This window comes from Pseudomonas sp. JL2 (assembly GCF_031570495.1).
Lineage (GTDB): Bacteria > Pseudomonadota > Gammaproteobacteria > Pseudomonadales > Pseudomonadaceae > Aquipseudomonas > Aquipseudomonas rhizophila.
Map to the genome: position 1 here is coordinate 56266 of NZ_JAKUDH010000002.1, position 19594 is coordinate 75859.

The window sequence follows — 19594 nt, forward strand, 5'->3', positions numbered from 1 at the left end:
AACATCACCCGGTGGTTGGCCCACCGGGTGATAGAACCATCAGCGCACTGGTGGTGCGTATTGAATGCCGCCGTTGGTCCACAGCGCGTTCAGGCCGCGATCGATTTCCAGCGGGGTGCCTTTGCCGAGGTTGCGCTCGAACACTTCACCGTAGTTACCGACTTGTTTGACGATCTGGACAACCCAGTCTTTGGGCAGCTTCAGGTCTTTACCGTATTCACCGTCAGCGCCGAGCATACGGGCGACGTCCGGGTTCTTGGTGGATTTGGCTTCAGCTTCAACGTTCTTCGAAGTGATGCCGGCTTCTTCAGCGTTGAGCATGGCGTAGCCAGTCCAGCGCACTATTTTCGCCCACTCTTCGTCGCCATTACGCACGACCGGGCCCAGTGGCTCCTTGGAAATGGTTTCCGGCAGAACCACGTAGTCCTTCGGCGCGGCCAGCTTGCTGCGCTGGGCAAACAGCTGGGACTTGTCGGAGGTCAGCACGTCGCAACGACCGGATTCCAGCGACTTGGCGCTTTCATCGGAGGTGTCGAAGGTGATCGGGGTGTATTTGAGGCCATTGCCACGGAAGTAGTCGGAAACGTTCAGCTCGGTGGTGGTACCGGCTTGGATGCAGATGGTTGCACCGTCCAGTTCCTTGGCGCTCTTGACGCCCAGCTTTTTGTTTACCAGGAAGCCGATGCCATCGTAGTAGGTGATGAAGCCTGGGAAAACCAAGCCCATACCCGCGTCACGGGAGCTGGTCATGGTGGTGTTGCGCGACAGGACGTCAATTTCACCGGACTGCAGCGCGGTGAAACGCTCCTTGGCGTTCAATTGACTGAATTTCACCTTGTTCGCGTCGCCGAATACGGCAGCGGCCACTGCGCGACAGAAATCAGCGTCGATACCGAGGATCTTGCCGGAGGCATCAGGCACCGAGAAACCCGGCAAGCCATCGCTCACGCCACATTGCACAAAGCCTTTCTTCTGTACGGCATCCAGGGTTGCACCCGCCTGAGCGAACCCGCTGACGCCGAGTACTGCAGCTGCAGTCACGACGGCCAGGGTGGATTTCAGTAACTTCATTCAAACCTCCAGTTTTGCTCTTGTTGTGTCGGAGCTCGAGCCCTGTCGCACCCTTATGGGGCATTGCCGACCCTTGTTGGCTTTTTTTAGGGTCAACCGACGTCTGGACCTTCGCTATGAGTCTAATAATGAGAATGCCCCTAAACAGGGCGCCTGCCTCATCTCTCACCAATCGGCCGAACGGGCTGTAGCCCTTCACGTTCGCGAAGCCCGTAGCGGCTATTGGCGAACATCCATCACCGGATTTCTGATATCCCATGCGGCGCGTCAAGCTGATAGTGTTACCGCGCAGCGTAAGAATCATCACTCAAGCTACCTCAAAGCAAACGCCGTACCACACCGCTGCGCTTGACCCTTATGAGACACGTCAAGACAAAAACTTTTAAGATTGCGACATCTAATTAACTGAGGCACCGGGCCCGCACTGTAATAACGCACTGAATGAGCGCGCCCGCACAGATTTGGAGCAGACCATGACCGACCCCTTGATTCTCGAGCCCAGCGGCACCGCCGACGCGTGCGTCATCTGGCTCCACGGCCTGGGCGCCGATCGTTACGACTTCCTGCCGGTGGCCGAAATGCTGCAGCAAAGCCTGCTCACGACACGTTTCGTTCTGCCTCAAGCGCCGACCCAGCCGGTGACCATCAACGGCGGCTACGCCATGCCGAGTTGGTACGATATCCGCGCCCTGAGCCCCGCGCGGGCCATCGACGAGCAACAGCTGGAAGTGTCGGCGCAGCGGGTCATCGACCTGATCGAAGCCCAGCGAGCCCTTGGAATAGACGCCTCGCGGATTTTCCTCGCAGGTTTTTCCCAAGGCGGCGCGGTGGTCTATCACACCGCGTTCGTGAAATGGCAGGGTCCATTGGGGGGCGTAGTCGCGCTGTCCACTTATGCACCGACTTTCAGCGAAGAACTGCAATTGTCGGCCAGCCAGCAGCGCATTCCGGTATTGGCGCTACACGGCCAGTACGACGAAGTGGTACTCAACCCCATGGGGCGGACCGCGAAAGAGTATTTGAAACAGCATGGTGTCACCGTGACATGGCAAGAATACCCAATGGGCCATGAAGTGTTACCCGAAGAGATTCGCGACATCGGCACCTGGCTGAGCGAGCGGTTGCGCTAAGCGGGCGTGAGGACATGTCAACCCCTTGACGATCACACTACGCCGCGCCCGTTTCTTGCATTACACTGGCCGGCGTACATTCCTTAACCAATCGATGAGATGACCGTGCTCAAAGCACTCAAGAAGATGTTCGGTAAAAGCGAGGCCGAGCAGCTCGTGCCTGGCCCCAGCGCACCTGCCCACAGCCCGAGTCGTGCCGAGGTGCAAAAAAAGCCGCGGCGGACAACGCCTGTTGCGAACACAGAAAAAGACGCGGCCACCGCGCCTGTCGCTCCCGCGCCGCAACAGCCACACAACGAAGCCCCCAAGCCACGCCGCGAGCGCGCCCCAAAACCGCCGGTCGTCGCCTGGAAGCTCGAGGATTTCGTCGTAGAACCCCAGGAAGGCAAGACCCGCTTCCATGATTTCAAACTCGCCCCTGAACTGATGCATGCCATCCAGGACCTGGGCTTCCCCTACTGCACGCCAATCCAGGCGCAGGTGCTGGGATTCACCCTCGCCGGTAAAGATGCCATCGGCCGCGCCCAGACCGGCACCGGCAAGACCGCCGCGTTCCTGATTTCCATCATTACCCAGTTGCTGCAGACCCCGCCGCCCAAAGAACGCTACATGGGCGAGCCACGGGCGCTGATCATCGCACCGACCCGCGAGCTGGTGGTGCAGATCGCCAAGGACGCCGCCGACCTGACCAAGTACACCGGACTGAACGTCATGACGTTCGTCGGCGGCATGGACTTCGACAAGCAGCTCAAGCACCTCGAAGCCCGTCACTGCGACATTCTGGTGGCAACACCGGGACGCCTGCTGGACTTCAACCAGCGCGGCGATGTGCACCTGGACATGGTCGAGGTGATGGTGCTGGACGAAGCCGACCGCATGCTCGACATGGGCTTCATCCCGCAAGTGCGCCAGATCATTCGCCAGACCCCACCGAAAAGCGAACGCCAGACCCTGCTGTTTTCCGCCACGTTCACCGAAGACGTGATGAACCTGGCCAAGCAATGGACCACCGACCCGTCCATCGTCGAGATCGAAGCGCTGAACGTCGCGAGCGAAAACGTCGAGCAGCACATCTACGCTGTGGCCGGCGCCGACAAGTACAAGCTGCTCTACAACCTGGTCAACGACAACGGTTGGGAGCGCGTGATGGTGTTCGCCAACCGCAAGGACGAAGTACGCCGTATCGAGGAGCGCCTGGTACGCGATGGCGTCAACGCAGCCCAGTTGTCGGGCGACGTGCCGCAACACAAGCGTATCAAGACGCTGGAAGGCTTTCGCGAAGGCAAGATCCGTGTGCTGGTGGCCACCGATGTGGCCGGGCGCGGGATTCATATCGACGGGATCAGCCACGTGATCAACTTCACCCTGCCGGAAGTGCCGGATGACTATGTGCACCGGATCGGGCGTACTGGGCGTGCAGGCGCCGCTGGCGTATCGATCAGCTTCGCCGGTGAGGATGACTCCTATCAGTTGCCGTCCATCGAAGCGTTGCTGGGGAAGAAGATCAATTGCGAAACCCCACCGACTCATCTGCTTCGGCCGGTTGAGCGCAAACGCCCTTAACCGTCGTCAGGAACCAGAAAGCGCAGCCGCAAACGCTGCGCTTTTTTTTCGTCCGGGATATTGCCCAACAGAACTATAAGTCCATAATGGACAAATTAGTTTACACAAAGCACCCCGGAGTCCCGATGTCCAGCACGCCCTACGTGATGACCCAAGCCCAGGCCCGAGAGCTGCTCGGCCAAGTCGACGTACCGCAGATTTTACGCAAGCTGTTCCACGACCTTGCCGCCGGACAGGCCGTCCAACCGCCCCAGCAACTTGTGGCGTTTCCCCAAGGCGCCGGGGATTTCATCAACTACCTGGGCGTGCTGGCTGAAGAGCAGGTCTACGGGGTCAAGACCTCACCGTATATCGTGCGCGAGCAAGGTCCATTGGTGACCGCCTGGACCCTGCTGATGTCGATGCAGACCGGCCAGCCACTGCTGCTGTGCGACGCCGCCGAACTGACCACCGCCCGCACCGCAGCCACCACTGCCGTCGCCGTGGATGCCCTTGCCCCATTCCAGGCCCGGCGCTTGGCAGTCATCGGCAGCGGCGCAGTGGCAAGGGCCCACGTGCAATACGTCAAGGGTCTGCGGGATTGGCAAAGCATCAGCCTCTATTCGCCCAGCCTACAGAATAAATCGGCGCAAGAGCGTGCTTCGCTCACCGAGCTGGATCCGCGCCTGCAAATCGCTGCCAGCCTTGAAGCGGCGCTGCACGACGCCGATGTGGTGATGCTCTGCACCTCGTCCGCCAAGGCAGTGCTCGACCCACAGACACTGAGCAAGCCAGCCCTGATTACCTCCATCAGCACCAATGCTCCGCGCGCCCACGAAGTGCCCCCCCAGAGCCTCAACGACATGGACGTGTTCTGTGACTATCGTCAGACCACCCCCGGTTCGGCCGGTGAAATGTTGATTGCCGCTGAACAGCACGGCTGGGACGCGTCACGCCTGGTTGGGGATTTGCCTGAACTGCTCAGCGAACACGTAGCGCGTCCCGGCTATGAGCGCCATGTGTTTTTCCGCTCCATCGGCCTGGGGTTGGAAGACGTTGCGCTGGCGAATGCGCTTTATCAGTTGCACAACTGACACAGCCGATTTCCCCACAAGGTTTTACTAACTCCCGGCACCGCGCTCCACAGGAGAGCTTCATGACCTCAGCAGACTTCATCATCATCGGCGGTGGCATCGCCGGTGCTTCCACCGGCTACTGGCTGGCCCCCCACGGTCGGGTCATTGTGCTCGAGCGCGAATCCCATCCGGGCTACCACTCCACAGGGCGCTCGGCGGCGCTGTACAGCGCGGCCTATGGCACGCCTCAGGTGCGGGCGCTGACCCAGGCCAGCCGTGACTTTTTCGACGCCCCACCAGCCGGTTTCTGCGAGCACCCGCTGCTCACCCCACGGGGCGAAATGACCGTGGATTTCACCGGCGACCCGGCCGAGCTGAACAACCAGTACCTCAGCGCCAAGGCCACGGTGCCGCAGATGCAGCTACTCAGCGCCGAAGAAGCCTGTGTGCGACTGCCGATCCTGCGACGGGACAAGGTGCATGGTGCAATCTACGACCCCACCGCCTGTGACATCGACACCGATGCGCTGCACCAAGGCTACCTGCGCGGTATCCGCCGCAACGGCGGTCAGGTGCACACCGACACCGAAGTGCTGGGCCTGAGCCGCGACGATCAGGGGATGTGGCAGGTAGCAACCGCTGGCCAGACCTTCAGCGCTCCGGTGCTGATCAACGCGGCCGGCGCCTGGGCCGATCACATTGCCGAAATGGCCGGCGCGCGAAAGCTGGGCCTGCAACCCAAGCGGCGGGCGGCATTCATTTTTGCCGGCCCCGAGGGCGTGGACATTCATGACTGGCCGATGCTGGTGAGCCTCGACGAGTCGTTCTATATGAAGCCCGACGCCGGCATGTTCCTCGGCTCGCCGGCAAATGCCGATCCGGTGGAACCTCACGACGTGCAGCCTGAAGAACTGGACATTGCCATGGGCATCTACCAGATCGAAGAAGCCACCACCCTGACCATCCGCCGTCCGACCCGCACCTGGGCCGGGTTGCGCAGTTTCGTCCCCGACGGCGACCTCTTGTCCGGTTTCGATCCCCAGGTACCGGGGTTGTTCTGGGTCGCGGCCCAGGGCGGCTACGGCATCCAGACGTCCCCGGCCATGGGTCAGGCCAGCGCGGCCCTGGTGCGCGGTGAGCCATTGCCCGAGACCTTGACCCGTTTCGGCCTGAGCACCACCCAGCTGTCGCCGGCACGCCTGGCTTGAACCCACCCAGGTGACGCATCGCCACGATTGCGGCACACTCCTGCGCGCCCCTGCTTCACGGGGCGCTGACGCTGCCCGGAGCCCTGTCATGAATGCCCCGCAACCTGATCCGACACTGGATAATTTCCGCACCATCGCCGACGCCATCGCCACGCTGTTCTACCCTCACGCCGAAGTGGTGCTGCACGACCTGCGTACGCAGAAAGTCGACTACATCGCCAACAACCTGTCCAAGCGCGTGATAGGGGATGACTCGTCCCTGGAGGACATGCTCAGCGAAGAGATCAGCGAACGGAACATCGGCCCATACGAAAAACTCAATTGGGACGGGCAGAAAATCCGCAGCCTCAGCAGCATCCTGCGCGATGCAGGGGGGCGCCCGCTGGCGGTGCTGTGCATCAATCTGAATATTTCGCTGTTCGAGAATGCCAAGGCCGCGCTGGACCTGTTCCTGTCGCCGGGCAAGTTGATCCCGCAGCCGGACTCACTGTTTCGCGATGACTGGCAGGAACGGATCAACACCTTCCTCCACGCCTGGATGCGCGAGCGTCAGTTGAGCCTGAACCTGCTGACCCGCGACCATAAACGCGAACTGGTGCTGGCGCTGCATGCCGAAGGCGCGTTCAAGGGCAAGAGCGCGTCCAACTATGTGGCGAATGTGCTGAACATGGGACGAGCGACGGTTTACAAGCATTTGAAGGAGTTGAAGGGCTGAGGTTTTTGTTGCCTGGCCTGGCCTCATCGCGAGCAGGCTCGCTCCCACAGGGGTCTGTGTCGAACACGCTATTTGTGTTCAATGAGATCCAATGTGGGAGCGAGCCTGCTCGCGATAACGATCAATCAGTCGCCATAGATATCCGACTTGAAATACTTGGCCTGAATCTTCTGATACTCCCCACTGGCCCGAATCCCGTCGATGGCCTTGTTCAAGTCCGACACCAGTTGGGTATTGCCCTTGCGCACCGCGATACCCGCGCCTTCACCGACGTATTTCGGGTCCTTGAGCTCCGGCCCGACAAACGCGTAGCCCTTGCCCCGGGGCATCGACAGAAAATCCTCCAGCGGGATGGTGTCAGCGAATATCGCGTCCAGTCGACCGGACGCCAGGTCCATGTAGATTTCTTCGTTGTTGCTGTAGCGCTTGACTGTCACGCCCTTGGGTTCGAAGACCTCCGTAGCGAAGCGGTCGGTGGTGGTCGCCCGTTGCACACCCACGGTCTTGCCTTTGAGACTGGCGTACTGATCATCGACCACCGCGCCCTCCTTCATGACCAGCCGCGACGAGGTGAAGTAGTACTTGTGAGTAAAATCCACCGACTTCTTGCGCTCTTCGGTGATGGTCATGGACGACAGCGCCATGTCGATTTTCTTCACCTTGAGCGACGGAATCAGCCCGTCAAACTCACTTTCGATCCACTGGCACTTGACCTTCATCTGCGCGCACAGCGCATTGCCAATGTCATAGTCAAAGCCCTCGATCTTTCCTTCGGAGGTCTTGGAAGCAAACGGCGGATACGCCGCCTCGATGCCGATACGCAAGGTCTTCTCGGCGGCGAACAGGCTGCTGGAGGCCAGCAGGCTCAAGGCCAGGCCGGTGATGAGGGGGAGCTTTTTCATGATCGATCTCTCGCGGGTTTGTTGTTGGTTTTGGCAGAGAAAGGTGAAGCGACGGATTTTATGTACTTATAAATCCATACTGGACTTTAATGTACATATCGTCAATTGGGGAAACCGCGAAAAGTGATGGGAGGCTGATGGCCTCATCGCGAGCAGGCTCGCTCCCACAGGAGGCCTGCGTCGAACACGAATACTGTGTACAACCTGGATCCCTTGTGGGGGCGAGCCTGCTCGCGATAGCGGTTGGCAGGCAATCAATCAGCAACAGGCTATCTACCGCTTCCAGCGATCCGCCGCCGCATGATCACTGTCACGCCCTTCGACCCAGCGCGGGCCATCGGCGGTGTTTTCCTTTTTCCAGAACGGCGCACGGGTCTTGAGGTAGTCCATGACAAAGGCGCAGGCGTCGAATGCCGCCTGGCGATGGGCACTGGCGGCCGCCACGAAGACGATCGGTTCGCCCGGCTCCAGGGCACCGATGCGATGCAGGACCTCCAGCTTGAGCAACGGCCAGCGCTGCTCGGCCTCGGCAGCGATCTTGCCCAAGGCTTTTTCAGTCATGCCCGGGTAGTGCTCCAGGAACATCCCGGACACATCAAGGCCGTCATTGAAGTCACGCACGTAGCCGACAAAACTCACCACCGCCCCCACGCCGACATTGGCCGCGTGCATCGCGTTGACTTCGGCGCCCGGGTCGAACGGATCGGCTTGCACCCGAATCGCCATGGCTCAGCCTCCGGTCACGGTGGGAAAGAATGCCACTTCGTCACCATCGACCAGCGGCTCGTCGAGCTGGCACAGGTCTTCGTTGCGGGCGCACATCAGGTTTTGTTCTTTCAAGACATCGAAACCATCTCGTGCGGCCAACAGTATCCGCACGTCGTCCACCGTGGAGAAATCGCCCTCGACCCTCTGCGAATCAATGCCCAACGCTTCGCGATAACGCGCAAAGAACTTCACGGTAATTTTCATGGTGCATCCGCCTGGAAGTGGCCGCTCTTGCCGCCGAGTTTCTCCAGCACCCGCACGCCTTCGATGGTCATGCCCCGATCCACGGCCTTGCACATGTCGTAGATGGTCAGCGCGGCAACACTGGCGGCGGTGAGGGCTTCCATCTCCACGCCGGTCTGCCCCGACAGTTTGCAACGGGCAACAATGCGCACCCGGTCCTCGCCTTCGGCATTGAGCTCGACCTTGACGCTGGTGAGCATCAGCGGATGGCAGAGCGGAATCAGGTCACTGGTTTTTTTCGCCGCCTGAATGCCGGCAATGCGCGCGACGGCGAACACATCGCCTTTGGGATGACCACCGCTGACGATCATCTGCAGTGTTTCGGGCAGCATGCGCACAAAGGCTTCGGCCGTGGCTTCACGGAACGTCACGGCCTTGTCGGTCACATCGACCATGTTGGCGCGACCTTGGGAATCGAGATGAGTCAGCACAGGGTTACTCCTGATCGGGAGCATCGATTGTAAACCTGTGAGTCAGATTCCGGCAGGCCTGATTGTCGCACCTGTGGCGAGCGCAATTGCCCAATCACCGCAAATCCCCCTTGGGAGCGGGCTTGCTCGCGAAGGCGGTGTATCAGATAAAAATAGGTGGCTGATGCACCGCTATCGCGAGCAGGCTCACTCCCACAGGGGTTTTCGTACAGTCATAAAAAACCGGGCGACCTTGAGGTCGCCCGGTTCTGATGGTCAGTTACAGGTGAGATTCGGCGTATTCGGCCAGGATCGAGCGCGGTACGCCCTGCAGGGTGATGTGGACCCCGTTGGGGAAGTCTTTGAAGCGTTCGGTCAGGTAGGTCAGCCCGGAACTGGTCGCGGACAGGTAAGGGGTGTCGATCTGTGCCAGGTTGCCCAGGCACACCACTTTGGAACCGGCGCCAGCACGGGTGATGATGGTTTTCATCTGGTGCGGGGTGAGGTTCTGGCATTCGTCGATCAGGATCAGGCTCTGCTGGAAGCTGCGGCCGCGAATGTAGTTGAGGGATTTGAACTGCAACGGCACTTTGCTGAGGATGTAGTCGACGCTGCCATGAGTGCTTTCGTCATCCATGTGCAAGGCTTCAAGGTTATCGGTGATGGCGCCCAGCCAAGGCTCCATTTTTTCCGCTTCGGTGCCGGGCAAAAAGCCGATTTCCTGGTCCAGGCCCTGCACGCTACGGGTGGCGATGATGCGCCGGTAGCGCTTGCTGACCATGGTCTGTTCGATGGCGGCGGCCAGGGCCAGGATGGTCTTGCCCGAACCGGCGGCGCCGGACAGGTTGACCAGGTGGATATCCGGGTCGAGCAAGGCGAACAAGGCCAGGCTCTGGTAAATATCCCGCGGCTTGAGGCCCCAGGCCTCCTGATGCAGCAGGGGCTCCTGGTGCAGATCGAGAATCAGCAGCTTGTCGACCTGGATTTCCTTGATCCAGCCGACGAAACCCTGTTCGTCGATGATGAACTCATTGATGTGCACCGCCGGCAGATTGTCGATCAACTGCACCTGGTGCCAGGTGCGACCATGGTCCTGACGGGTCTCGACCTTGCTCACCCGGTCCCAGAAGGAGCCGGTCATGGTGTGATAGCCGTTGGGCAGCAGTGATACGTCGTCGACCAGTTGGTCGGTGCTGTAGTCCTCTGCCGCGATCCCGCAGGCGCGGGCCTTGAGGCGCATGTTGATGTCTTTGGTCACCAGCACCACGGCCTGATCCTGGTTGCGCGCGTGCAGGTCGATCAACTGGTTGATGATGATGTTGTCGTTCAGGTGTTCGGGCAGCACCAGGTTGGGTTCGGTGCGCTTGCTCATCAGGATCGAGAGCAGGCCTTTGGGACCACTTTTGCCACGCTGGATCGGCACACCCAGTTCAACGTCCTCGGGCGACGCGTCTCCCAGGGTCTTGTCGATCAGGCGGATCGCCTGCCGGCATTCGGCGGCGACGCTGTGATGCCCGCTCTTGAGCTTGTCCAGCTCCTCGAGCACGGTCATCGGGATGGCAACATGGTGTTCTTCGAAGTTCAGGAGTGCGTTTGGATCGTGGATCAATACGTTGGTATCGAGTACATAGAGGATTGGCTGGTTGGAGGAAGGGCTACGTCCGTGGTCATCCATACTCGGTCACCTTTGTGGGGGCCATTCGACGCAATACCGTGACAGTGCTGCGCCTCGAAGTAGCCACCGAATTCACCCGCAAGGCTTGAGGTGAACTGCACACAACTGGGTCTTGGAAGACGCCACCTGTGTTGCAGGTTTCGGCGGTCTGACTTCTTGATACTCCAAAACACATGACAGGAAAAAGCACTTTGACGCTTTTTTGAAGTTTATTTTTCAGAGTGACGAATAACGCTTGGCGTTGCGCCGTTGCGCCGTTAAAGTCGGAAGTCCGGTCGTCATGAAAGTGCGCCGAATTCTCCTCCTCCCCCAGTGTTTCCGGGCCTTTGGCCAAATCAGCGAAACGCGACCCGACAATCTTCCCAGCCGATCCCGCTTTGCGCCGTTTGCGTAATGAGCCAGGGCAGCGCCGTTTTCAGCGCATCCTGCTTGACGTTGAAATTGATCACGCCGCGGCGCCACAAAAGCATCAGGGTCAGTGTGCGCTGGGCGCTTTGCTCGGGGTTGAGCCGGCCGGCGCTGTCCTGAGGGTCGATATCCCAGAGCGCCACCTGCAGGCCCTGGTTGCGGAAAAATGCGCCGGCATCGCCACGGCGCTGGCCCTGGGGCGGGCGAAACAGCGGCACGTAGTTTTCCGGCAGCTTGCCCTTGACCAGATCGACGCTGCGCCGCACCGAGTCCTGCCAATCCTGCCAATGGCTGTGGGAGCGGAACTCCCACCCCTGGACACCGACGCATTGCCCCGAATACAAGGCCTGGAGGTGGTTGACCGAGCGCTCTGCAAGCCGCGCCTGGATGTCCTTGCCCAGCACGAAGAAGGTGCCGTTCATGTTCGACTTGCGCAGGTATTCAGTCAGCCACGGGGTATTGTCCGGCGTGATGTTGGCCGCGCTGTCGAAGGTCAGCAGGAACAGCCGGTCATTCAGATCATCACCGTTGCGCTCGTAATCGCCGAAACGCGCAATTTCGCTGCTGGTCTGCGGAAACAACGCGGCCTTGCGCAGCAACTCGTCCAGATATTGAGCGTGGAAGATCCGGCTCGGCTCAGCCCACTTGATGTAGTAGGAGTTTTCATCGAGCGTGAGCCTGCCCGCCTCTTCGCGCAACGTCGCCAGGTCTTCCACCAGAAAACAGAACGAAGCGTCCTGATCGCAGCTTTGCTGAGCGAAGTTGTAGTTGCTCAGCAGTCGCTGCCACAACCGCGCGCGCAGGGTGTCGATCGCCGCCATATTGATTGTGCGCAGCCCCAGGTGCTGCTTGAGGGCGATTTCGTCCATGGCATCGGTGTCCAGCAGGACCCGGGCGAACATCAGGATCTCAGCTCGCGAGGCCACGTCGAACAGCGTCGGGCTGGTGAGCTGTTCCGGCCAGGTGCTGCGGTCCAGGGTGGCGATGTCGCTGGGTGCGGCAATGGCCGCGAAACTCAGGAACCAGGCCGACAATAGAAGGACGATGCGCAAAAGGGATGTCTCCATAACGAAACCCGCGCCGCATCATAGCCGATCCTGAAGCAATACCCTTGTGGTCAGAGGACTCGGTGGAAGCAAGGCTTGCCCATCCATCACCTATCACCCCAATAGCTGGAGTCCACCCGGACAACCCCCTAGAATCGCCGCACCTTTGAAGGAGACGATTACATGCTGATGGTGATTTCCCCCGCCAAGACCCTCGATTACGAAACACCGCCGGCCACCGAGCGTTTTACCCAGCCGCAGTACCTGGATCATTCCCAGGAACTGATCGAACAGTTGCGCGAACTCTCGCCGGCACAGATCAGCGAGCTGATGCACGTCTCCGACAAGATCGGCGGTCTCAATGCCGCACGATTCGGCAGCTGGACGCCGGCGTTCACCCCGGCCAATGCCAAACAGGCTCTGCTGGCTTTCAAGGGTGATGTGTACACCGGCCTCGATGCACAAAGCTTTGCCGAAGCCGATTTCGACTATGCCCAGGAGCATCTGCGCATGCTCTCCGGTCTTTATGGCTTGCTGCGCCCACTGGACCTGATGCAACCCTATCGCCTGGAGATGGGCACGAAGCTGGCCAATGCCCGCGGCAAAGACTTGTATGCCTTCTGGGGCACACGCATCAGCGAATGGCTGAACGAAGCGCTGGCTGACCAGGGCGACGACATACTGTTGAACCTGGCCTCCAATGAATACTTCTCGGCGGTCAAACGCAGCGCGCTCAAAGCACGGGTCATTGATACCGAGTTCAAGGACCTGAAGAACGGCCAGTACAAAATCATCAGCTTCTACGCCAAGAAGGCCCGCGGCCTGATGAGCCGCTTCGTGATTCAGGAACGCATCAACGATCCAGCAGCACTCAAGCAGTTCGATGCCCAGGGCTACCGTTTCAATGCTCAACAATCGAGCGCGGACAAACTGGTGTTCCTGCGTGACCATGCCCCCGAATAAAGCACATCTTTATATGGCCCCTTGATCAGGGGCCTTGATCAAACCCGAACACGTCATCCAACTTCCCCGCCCACTTCGTCAGTTCCATGACGCCAATAAATCGCCCCCTTCCCTCGCTAACTTTTGTTTCACTCGACACCTGTCAGTTTTTTACGTAGTGGCACCAAATTTTTTATTCGGTAGTGGCACAAAAATATCTACCCCTCTTAACTCCCCGTTATCAAAGGTCAAAACGGCAAGTGCCATCATCATGAGGTCAGTGCCATCTTTCATAATATTTCGAAAAATTTCGAAAATCGCGATGAGCGGATCGGAACTATGTGAAATTGCACGGCTCATACCACCCGTAACGATTCTCGCCGTGCGTGTAAGAGATGACTTACATAGGCCGTCGATCCAAGTAACCAAGTTGTCATGGCAATTTAGCGAAACGGTCGCCTATTTGGATCCATCTTATAAAGGACAGGAGATAACGCACCATTACTATCCCCTACAAGGCCAAGGCTGCGCCCCTATAACGTGCTCGCCAGAGCACACAAGCTTCTGATTTTGTGGGCTTTTTGCCAGGGATCGGAGGTGAAGGACCTTTGCACGAACGTTCCCGAATACGAGGACTGGCTGCATAACAGGGCAGGTCATAACAACTAGGCCGCATTGCGCACAACTTGAGTGCACTTATTTAGACACTCGGAACTTAGTATGCCTGCACACGGCACTGTGGCGCCTGCATTCCACACTTCCGAGTGCACTATGACCGCTGAACACTATTAACTCCGGCCATTTAATGGCGTGAAAAACAGAGGTAAATGCGATGCGCATTAGCATATTTGGTTTGGGTTACGTCGGTGCAGTATGTGCCGGTTGCCTGTCTGCACGGGGCCATGATGTCGTTGGCGTAGATGTCGCCAAAGACAAAATCGACATGATCAACGCCGGTAAATCGCCGATTGTTGAACCCGGTCTGGGCGAGCTGTTGGCACAAGGTATTGAAACAGGCCGTCTGCGCGGAACCACCAACTTCGCCGAAGCGATTCGTGATACTGACCTGTCGATGATTTGCGTCGGTACACCGAGCAAGAAGAACGGCGATCTGGAACTCAACTACATCGAAGCGGTGTGCCGCGAGATCGGTTTTGTTCTGCGCGACAAGACCACCCGCCACACCGTCGTGGTTCGCAGCACCGTGCTGCCAGGCACCGTGGCGAATGTGGTCATCCCGATTCTGGAAGACTGCTCCGGCAAAAAAGCCGGTGTCGATTTCGGCGTCGCGGTCAACCCTGAGTTCCTGCGTGAAAGCACCGCGATCAAGGACTACGACCTGCCACCGATGACCGTTATCGGCGAGTTCGACAAAGCCTCCGGCGACGTTCTGCAATCGCTGTACGAAGAGCTCGATGCGCCGATCATCCGCAAGGACATCGCTGTCGCCGAGATGATCAAGTACACCTGCAACGTCTGGCACGCCACCAAGGTGACCTTCGCCAACGAGATCGGCAACATCGCCAAGGCAGTCGGCGTCGATGGCCGTGAAGTGATGGACGTGGTCTGCCAAGACAAGACCCTGAACCTGTCCCAGTACTACATGCGCCCAGGCTTCGCCTTCGGCGGCTCGTGCCTGCCCAAGGACGTTCGCGCCCTGACCTACCGCGCCGGTTCCCTGGACGTGGAAGCGCCGCTGCTCAACTCGCTGATGCGCAGCAACGAATCCCAGGTGCAGAACGCCTTCGACATCGTTTCCAGCCACGACAAGCGCAAAGTCGCCCTGCTGGGCCTGAGCTTCAAGGCCGGCACCGACGACCTGCGTGAAAGCCCATTGGTGGAACTGGCGGAAATGCTGATCGGCAAGGGTTTCGACCTGAAAATCTACGACAGCAACGTCGAATACGCCCGCGTCCACGGTGCGAACAAGGATTACATCGAGTCGAAGATTCCTCACGTCTCGTCCTTGCTCAACGCCGACTTCGACTCGGTGATCGACAGCTCCGACATCATCATCCTGGGCAACCGCGACGAGAAGTTCCGCGCGCTGACCGAGAACGTACCGGAAGGCAAGCAGGTCATCGACCTGGTTGGCTTCATGTCCAAGGCCACCAACCCGAGTGGCCGGACCGAAGGCATCTGCTGGTAAGTCTGTTTGCCGGCCGGGCCCAGGCCCGGCCGGCCTTTCGCCTGCCTTAACCCATCGGGCCGCCCACAAGGCCCGCCCGAGATAGAGACGGATGCAGATTATGCACAGGCTAAAGCACGGCCTGCTTCAGGCCGCCGGTTGGCTGTTTTACTTGAGTTTATTGATGGGCATCGCCATGGCGTTGCCCACGTCCACGTTCGACTCCGAATCCAAGGATTTCATTTTCCTGATCGGCGCCGTGGGCATTTGGCGTTACTCCATGGGAGCGACGCATTTCGTGCGCGGCATGATCTTCCTGTACATCGTCTACCCGCATCTGCGCCGCAAGGTACGCAAGCTGGGCAAGGCGGCGGATCCGTCCCACGTGTACCTGATGGTCACCAGCTTCCGAATCGACGCACTGACGACCGCCCAGGTCTACAGTTCGGTAATCCGCGAAGCCATCGACTGCGGGCTGCCGACCACTGTGGTCTGCTCCATCGTGGAAATGTCCGACGAACTGCTGGTCAAGAGCCTCTGGGCCCGCATGAACCCGCCAGAGCACGTCAAGCTGGACTTCGTGCGCATTCCTGGCACCGGCAAGCGTGACGGCCTGGCCTTCGGTTTCCGCGCCATCTCCCGCCACTTGCCGGACGACCGTGCAGTGGTCGCCGTGATCGATGGCGATACCGTGCTCGGCGAAGGCGTGGTGCGCAAGACCGTGCCGTGGTTCCAGCTGTTCGGCAACGTCGGCGGCCTGACCACCAACGAGTTCTGCGAGGTGCGCGGTGGCTACATCATGAGCGAATGGCACAAACTGCGCTTCGCTCAGCGCCACATCAACATGTGCTCCATGGCCCTGTCCAAGCGTGTGCTGACCATGACCGGCCGCATGTCGGTGTTCCGCGCCACCGTGGTCACCAACCCGGACTTCATCGCCGACGTGGAAAGCGACTCGCTGCAACACTGGCGCCTGGGCCGCTTCAAGTTTCTCACCGGCGACGACAAATCGAGCTGGTTCAGCCTGATGCGCCTGGGCTACGACACGTTCTACGTACCCGATGCGGCGATCAACACCGTCGAGCACCCGCCGGAAAAAAGCTTCATCAAGGCCAGTCGCAAGCTGATGTTCCGCTGGTATGGCAACAACCTGCGGCAGAACTCCCGGGCACTGGGCCTGGGCATGAAGCGTCTGGGCCTGTTCACTTCGGTGGTGCTGTTCGACCAGCGCGTGTCGATGTGGACCTCGCTGCTGGGCCTGACCGTGGCGCTGATTGCCAGCTTCAAGTACGGCACCGCGTTCATCCTGGTGTACCTGCTGTGGATCGGCATCACTCGGTTGCTCTTGACCCTGTTGCTGTCGTGCTCCGGACACCGGATCGGTCCGGCCTACCCGGCGATTCTGTATTACAACCAGATCGTTGGCGCGCTGGTGAAGATCTACGTGTTCTTCCGCCTCGACCAACAGTCCTGGACTCGCCAGCCCACCCATCTGACCCGTGATCTCGCCAGCTTTCAACGTTGGTTCAACACTTGGTCGTCTCGGACCATGACCTTCTCCGCCGGCAGCGTTTTCGTTGCCGTGCTGCTGATGATGGTCTGACCGAACTCGCCTGAATTAACTAGGAAATCGCCCCTATGAACACCGCCGTGAATGTCAACGTAGTGCATGAATCCGAAGCCCAGCGCCAACACGCCCGAGTGAAAATCCCGGCCAAATTGCGCTTCTTCGGTCCCGACCGTACCCCCATGGAAGTCAAGGTCCTGGACCTGTCGGCCGGAGGTCTGTGCTTCAACGCCGGCCAGATGCCGCTCAAGGTCGGCGAAGCGTACAAAGGCCGCCTGCAATTCGTGATCGACAACCTTGGCCTGGCCATGGACGTGGAACTGCAGGTTCGCTCCTACGACCGCCAGACCGGTCGTACCGGTTGCCAGTTCCAGAATCTGGAGCCTCGGGACATCTCGACGCTGCGTCACATCATCACCTCGCACCTGGCCGGCGACATCGTCGGCGTCGGCGATGTGCTGGCGACTTTGCAACGCGACAACTTCACCAAGGCGCGCAAGCAGAAGGACGACAACGGTGGCATGACCGCCCTGGGCCGCCTGCGGGCCGTGACCTTCAGCCTGGCGATTTTTATCGTCGGCCTGGCGGCATTCGGCTTCATCTTCAAGTCGGTGTACGGCATGTACTTCGTCAGCCACGCCCAGGCGGGCCTGGTGAACGTACCGGGCATGGCTATCACCATGCCGCGCGACGGCACCGTGCAGAGTCTGGTCAAGGCTGACGGCGTTGCCGCCAAAGGCGCCCCGCTGGCCACGTTCAGCACCAGCATGCTCGATGTGCTCAAGGGCCATCTGGACGACAACCAGCTGCAACCGGCCAAGGTCGAGGAGCTGTTCGGCAAGCAAATGACCGGCACCCTGACCTCGCCGTGCGACTGCATCGTGTCCCAGCAACTGGTGTCCGACGGTCAGTACGCCAGCAAGGGTGACGTGATCTTCCAACTGGTCCCACGGGGCACCGAAGCCAACGTCGAAGCACGCTTCTCCTATCGCCAGTTCGGCGACGTGCGCCCAGGCACTCCGGTCAGCTTCCAGGTTGCCGGCGAAGACACCACCCGTACCGGCAAGATCGTCAGCAGCACCAGCCTGAAAAGTGCCGACCTGTCGTCCGATATCCGCGTACTGATCCAGCCTGACGAACCCCTGGACAGCTCGCTGGCCGGCCGGCCGGTAGAAGTTACCAGCGACCGTGGCCCGAACCTGAACTGGCTGATCGACAAAGCCATGGCTGTCGGTATTTAAGCGGAGGACATGCTCGTGACGACTCCACAAGACAACAAGACGCCGCATACCCTGTGGGCGCGAGCCTGCTCGCGATGGGATCAAAGCGGTGTGCCTGGTGTATCGAGCCGCCCGCATCGCGAGCAGGCTCGCTCCCACACAGGGTATGCGTTGTGTGCGCTGGCGCTGGCAATCGGCCTCAGCGGCTGCGCCGGTCTGCCCGACCAGCGCCTGGCCAACGAAGCCCTCAAGCGCGGTGACACGACGCTTGCACAGCAGAACTATCAGCAACTGGCAGACCTGGGCTACAGCGAAGCCCAGGTCGGCCTGGCCGACATCCAGGTGGACAGCCGCGACCCCGAGCAGATGAAAAAGGCCGAGGCGACTTACCGCGCCGCGGCCGATATCTCGCCACGGGCCCAGGCTCGTCTGGGCCGCCTGCTGGTGGCCAAGCCCGGCTCCAGCGAAGCGGAAAAGCACGAAGCCGAAGGCCTGTTGAAGAAGGCCTTCGCCAACGGTCAGGGCGGCACCCTGATCCCGCTGGCGATGCTGTACCTGCAATATCCCCAAAGCTTCCCGAACGTCAACGCTCAGCAGCAGATCAGCCAATGGCGCAGCGCCGGTTACCCGGAAGCGGGCCTGGCGCAGATTCTGCTCTATCGCACCCAGGGGACCTACGACCAGCATCTGGATGAAGTGGAAAAAGTCTGCAAGGCGGCATTGGCCACCACCGACATCTGCTACGTCGAACTGGCCACGGTCTATCAGAAACGCGGCCAGCCTGAACAGCAGGCCGAGTTGCTCAAACAAATGCAGGCCGGTCACCAGAGTGGCACCGTCTCCGCCCAGCGTGTGGACAGCGTCGCCCGCGTCCTGGCCGATACGAGCCTGGGCAAGACCGACGAAAAAACCGCACAGTCGTTGCTCGAAGGCATCGCCCCTGGCTATCCCGCTGCCTGGGTCAGCCTGGCGCAGATTCTCTACGACTTCCCCGAGTTGGGTGACGTCGACAAGATGATGCAGTACCTGGAAAACGGCCGCGCCGCCGATCAGCCACGTGCAGATCTGTTGCTGGGCAAGCTGTACTACGAAGGCAAATGGGTGCCGGCTGACGCCAAGGTCGCCGAAGCGCATTTCCAGAAAGCCGTTGGCCGCGAAGTGGCCGCCGATTACTACCTGGGCCAGATCTATCGCCGTGGTTACCTGGGCCAGGTGTATTCGCAAAAGGCTCTGGACCATCTGCTCAAGGCCGCCCGTAACGGCCAGAACAGCGCCGATTTCGCCATTGCCCAGTTGTTCTCCCAAGGCAAGGGCACCAAGCCCGACCCGGTCAATGCCTATGTGTTCAGTCAATTGGCCAAGGCCCAGAACACCCCGCAAGCCATCGAGCTTGCCCAGACCCTCGAAGCCCAATTACCGCCGAACCAGCTTGCACAAGCCCAGCGCCTGCTACAACAAGAGCAGGCCATTCGCGGCGCCATGAGCCCCGATACGCTGGAACTGCAAGCCCTAAAAGAAGATGACGGCGAGGAACCTCTATGAA

Annotated in this window: 18 protein-coding genes; 10 read left to right on the forward strand and 8 right to left on the reverse strand. The window is 59.9% G+C overall.

The window, feature by feature from the left end; genetic code table 11:
* Positions 1 to 39: 39 nt before the first annotated feature.
* The gene (locus MKS85_RS04285; RefSeq protein WP_139049202.1) at positions 40 to 1071 is read right to left on the reverse strand and encodes an amino acid ABC transporter substrate-binding protein; all 1032 of its coding nucleotides are present in this window, start codon (positions 1069 to 1071) and stop codon (positions 40 to 42) included.
* Between the two features lie 473 nt (positions 1072 to 1544).
* On the opposite strand from MKS85_RS04285, the gene MKS85_RS04290 reads away from it, so the two are divergent.
* The 5 genes from MKS85_RS04290 (at position 1545) to MKS85_RS04310 (ending at position 6742) form a co-directional block, all read left to right on the forward strand.
* Positions 1545 to 2201: an alpha/beta hydrolase gene (locus MKS85_RS04290; protein ID WP_047228858.1), complete on the forward strand. Its 657-nt coding sequence runs from the start codon at positions 1545 to 1547 to the stop codon at positions 2199 to 2201.
* Positions 2202 to 2300: 99 nt separating this feature from the next.
* Positions 2301 to 3764 carry an ATP-dependent RNA helicase RhlB gene (rhlB, locus tag MKS85_RS04295; RefSeq protein ID WP_047228857.1) on the forward strand — a complete coding sequence of 488 codons (1464 nt, stop codon included), beginning with the start codon at positions 2301 to 2303 and terminating at the stop codon, positions 3762 to 3764.
* A gap of 125 nt (positions 3765 to 3889) precedes the next feature.
* A complete protein-coding gene (locus MKS85_RS04300; RefSeq protein WP_047228856.1) occupies positions 3890 to 4837 on the forward strand; it encodes an ornithine cyclodeaminase family protein in 948 nt (315 codons plus the stop codon).
* 62 nt (positions 4838 to 4899) lie between these two features.
* Positions 4900 to 6027: an FAD-binding oxidoreductase gene (locus MKS85_RS04305; protein WP_139049201.1), complete on the forward strand. Its 1128-nt coding sequence runs from the start codon at positions 4900 to 4902 to the stop codon at positions 6025 to 6027.
* Between the two features lie 88 nt (positions 6028 to 6115).
* Entirely contained in the window at positions 6116 to 6742 is a 627-nt protein-coding gene (locus MKS85_RS04310) for a transcriptional regulator (protein WP_188250928.1), read from the forward strand.
* 125 nt (positions 6743 to 6867) lie between these two features.
* On the opposite strand, the gene MKS85_RS04315 is transcribed toward MKS85_RS04310, so the two are convergent.
* From MKS85_RS04315 to MKS85_RS04340, 6 genes are all read right to left on the reverse strand, one after another.
* Complete coding sequence (locus MKS85_RS04315; RefSeq protein ID WP_047228853.1) at positions 6868 to 7644, reverse strand: ABC transporter substrate-binding protein; 777 nt, start codon at positions 7642 to 7644, stop codon at positions 6868 to 6870.
* Between the two features lie 273 nt (positions 7645 to 7917).
* Positions 7918 to 8370 carry a molybdopterin synthase catalytic subunit MoaE gene (gene moaE, locus MKS85_RS04320; protein ID WP_047228852.1) on the reverse strand — a complete coding sequence of 151 codons (453 nt, stop codon included), beginning with the start codon at positions 8368 to 8370 and terminating at the stop codon, positions 7918 to 7920.
* Between the two features lie 3 nt (positions 8371 to 8373).
* The gene (locus MKS85_RS04325) at positions 8374 to 8616 is read right to left on the reverse strand and encodes a MoaD/ThiS family protein (protein WP_188250929.1); all 243 of its coding nucleotides are present in this window, start codon (positions 8614 to 8616) and stop codon (positions 8374 to 8376) included.
* Positions 8613 to 9086: a cyclic pyranopterin monophosphate synthase MoaC gene (gene moaC, locus MKS85_RS04330; RefSeq protein ID WP_076383624.1), complete on the reverse strand. Its 474-nt coding sequence runs from the start codon at positions 9084 to 9086 to the stop codon at positions 8613 to 8615. Before moaC ends, MKS85_RS04325 begins: the two co-directional genes overlap by 4 nt.
* Before the next feature lie 259 nt (positions 9087 to 9345).
* Entirely contained in the window at positions 9346 to 10740 is a 1395-nt protein-coding gene (locus MKS85_RS04335; protein WP_047228849.1) for a PhoH family protein, read from the reverse strand.
* Positions 10741 to 11075: 335 nt separating this feature from the next.
* On the reverse strand, positions 11076 to 12200 hold the full coding sequence (locus MKS85_RS04340; protein ID WP_047228848.1) for a polysaccharide deacetylase family protein: 1125 nt from the start codon (positions 12198 to 12200) through the stop codon (positions 11076 to 11078).
* A 177-nt stretch (positions 12201 to 12377) separates the two neighbouring features.
* On the opposite strand from MKS85_RS04340, the gene yaaA reads away from it, so the two are divergent.
* Positions 12378 to 13157, forward strand: coding sequence for a peroxide stress protein YaaA (gene yaaA / locus MKS85_RS04345; protein WP_047228847.1), 780 nt, complete (start codon positions 12378 to 12380; stop codon positions 13155 to 13157).
* 150 nt (positions 13158 to 13307) lie between these two features.
* Here yaaA and MKS85_RS04350 read toward each other — a convergent pair whose 3' ends face one another.
* Positions 13308 to 13496: a hypothetical protein gene (locus MKS85_RS04350; RefSeq protein WP_139049198.1), complete on the reverse strand. Its 189-nt coding sequence runs from the start codon at positions 13494 to 13496 to the stop codon at positions 13308 to 13310.
* 472 nt (positions 13497 to 13968) lie between these two features.
* Here MKS85_RS04350 and MKS85_RS04355 point away from each other — a divergent pair, with 472 nt between their 5' ends.
* From MKS85_RS04355 to algK, 4 genes are all read left to right on the forward strand, one after another.
* Positions 13969 to 15285 (forward strand): nucleotide sugar dehydrogenase, encoded by a 1317-nt coding sequence (locus MKS85_RS04355; protein ID WP_139049197.1) that lies wholly within the window; start codon positions 13969 to 13971, stop codon positions 15283 to 15285.
* A gap of 100 nt (positions 15286 to 15385) precedes the next feature.
* The gene (gene alg8, locus MKS85_RS04360) at positions 15386 to 16867 is read left to right on the forward strand and encodes a mannuronan synthase (RefSeq protein WP_370695168.1); all 1482 of its coding nucleotides are present in this window, start codon (positions 15386 to 15388) and stop codon (positions 16865 to 16867) included.
* 35 nt (positions 16868 to 16902) lie between these two features.
* Positions 16903 to 18072 (forward strand): alginate biosynthesis protein Alg44, encoded by a 1170-nt coding sequence (locus MKS85_RS04365; protein ID WP_047228844.1) that lies wholly within the window; start codon positions 16903 to 16905, stop codon positions 18070 to 18072.
* Between the two features lie 9 nt (positions 18073 to 18081).
* Positions 18082 to 19593, forward strand: a complete 1512-nt coding sequence (algK, locus tag MKS85_RS04370) for an alginate biosynthesis TPR repeat lipoprotein AlgK (RefSeq protein WP_188250930.1) — start codon at positions 18082 to 18084, stop codon at positions 19591 to 19593.
* The last annotated feature ends 1 nt before the right edge of the window (position 19594 follow it).

Excerpts from the sequence above, each read along its gene's own strand:
- MKS85_RS04285 (WP_139049202.1), bottom strand. The coding sequence starts at position 1,071 with ATGAAGTTACTGAAATCCACCCTGGCCGTCGTGACTGCAGCTGCAGTA.
- MKS85_RS04290 (WP_047228858.1), top strand. The coding sequence starts at position 1,545 with ATGACCGACCCCTTGATTCTCGAGCCCAGCGGCACCGCCGACGCGTGC.
- rhlB (WP_047228857.1), top strand. The coding sequence starts at position 2,301 with ATGACCGTGCTCAAAGCACTCAAGAAGATGTTCGGTAAAAGCGAGGCC.
- MKS85_RS04300 (WP_047228856.1), top strand. The coding sequence starts at position 3,890 with ATGTCCAGCACGCCCTACGTGATGACCCAAGCCCAGGCCCGAGAGCTG.
- MKS85_RS04305 (WP_139049201.1), top strand. The coding sequence starts at position 4,900 with ATGACCTCAGCAGACTTCATCATCATCGGCGGTGGCATCGCCGGTGCT.
- MKS85_RS04310 (WP_188250928.1), top strand. The coding sequence starts at position 6,116 with ATGAATGCCCCGCAACCTGATCCGACACTGGATAATTTCCGCACCATC.
- MKS85_RS04315 (WP_047228853.1), bottom strand. The coding sequence starts at position 7,644 with ATGAAAAAGCTCCCCCTCATCACCGGCCTGGCCTTGAGCCTGCTGGCC.
- moaE (WP_047228852.1), bottom strand. The coding sequence starts at position 8,370 with ATGGCGATTCGGGTGCAAGCCGATCCGTTCGACCCGGGCGCCGAAGTC.
- MKS85_RS04325 (WP_188250929.1), bottom strand. The coding sequence starts at position 8,616 with ATGAAAATTACCGTGAAGTTCTTTGCGCGTTATCGCGAAGCGTTGGGC.
- MKS85_RS04335 (WP_047228849.1), bottom strand. The coding sequence starts at position 10,740 with ATGGATGACCACGGACGTAGCCCTTCCTCCAACCAGCCAATCCTCTAT.
- yaaA (WP_047228847.1), top strand. The coding sequence starts at position 12,378 with ATGCTGATGGTGATTTCCCCCGCCAAGACCCTCGATTACGAAACACCG.
- MKS85_RS04350 (WP_139049198.1), bottom strand. The coding sequence starts at position 13,496 with ATGAGCCGTGCAATTTCACATAGTTCCGATCCGCTCATCGCGATTTTC.
- MKS85_RS04355 (WP_139049197.1), top strand. The coding sequence starts at position 13,969 with ATGCGCATTAGCATATTTGGTTTGGGTTACGTCGGTGCAGTATGTGCC.
- alg8 (WP_370695168.1), top strand. The coding sequence starts at position 15,386 with ATGCACAGGCTAAAGCACGGCCTGCTTCAGGCCGCCGGTTGGCTGTTT.
- MKS85_RS04365 (WP_047228844.1), top strand. The coding sequence starts at position 16,903 with ATGAACACCGCCGTGAATGTCAACGTAGTGCATGAATCCGAAGCCCAG.
- algK (WP_188250930.1), top strand. The coding sequence starts at position 18,082 with ATGCTCGTGACGACTCCACAAGACAACAAGACGCCGCATACCCTGTGG.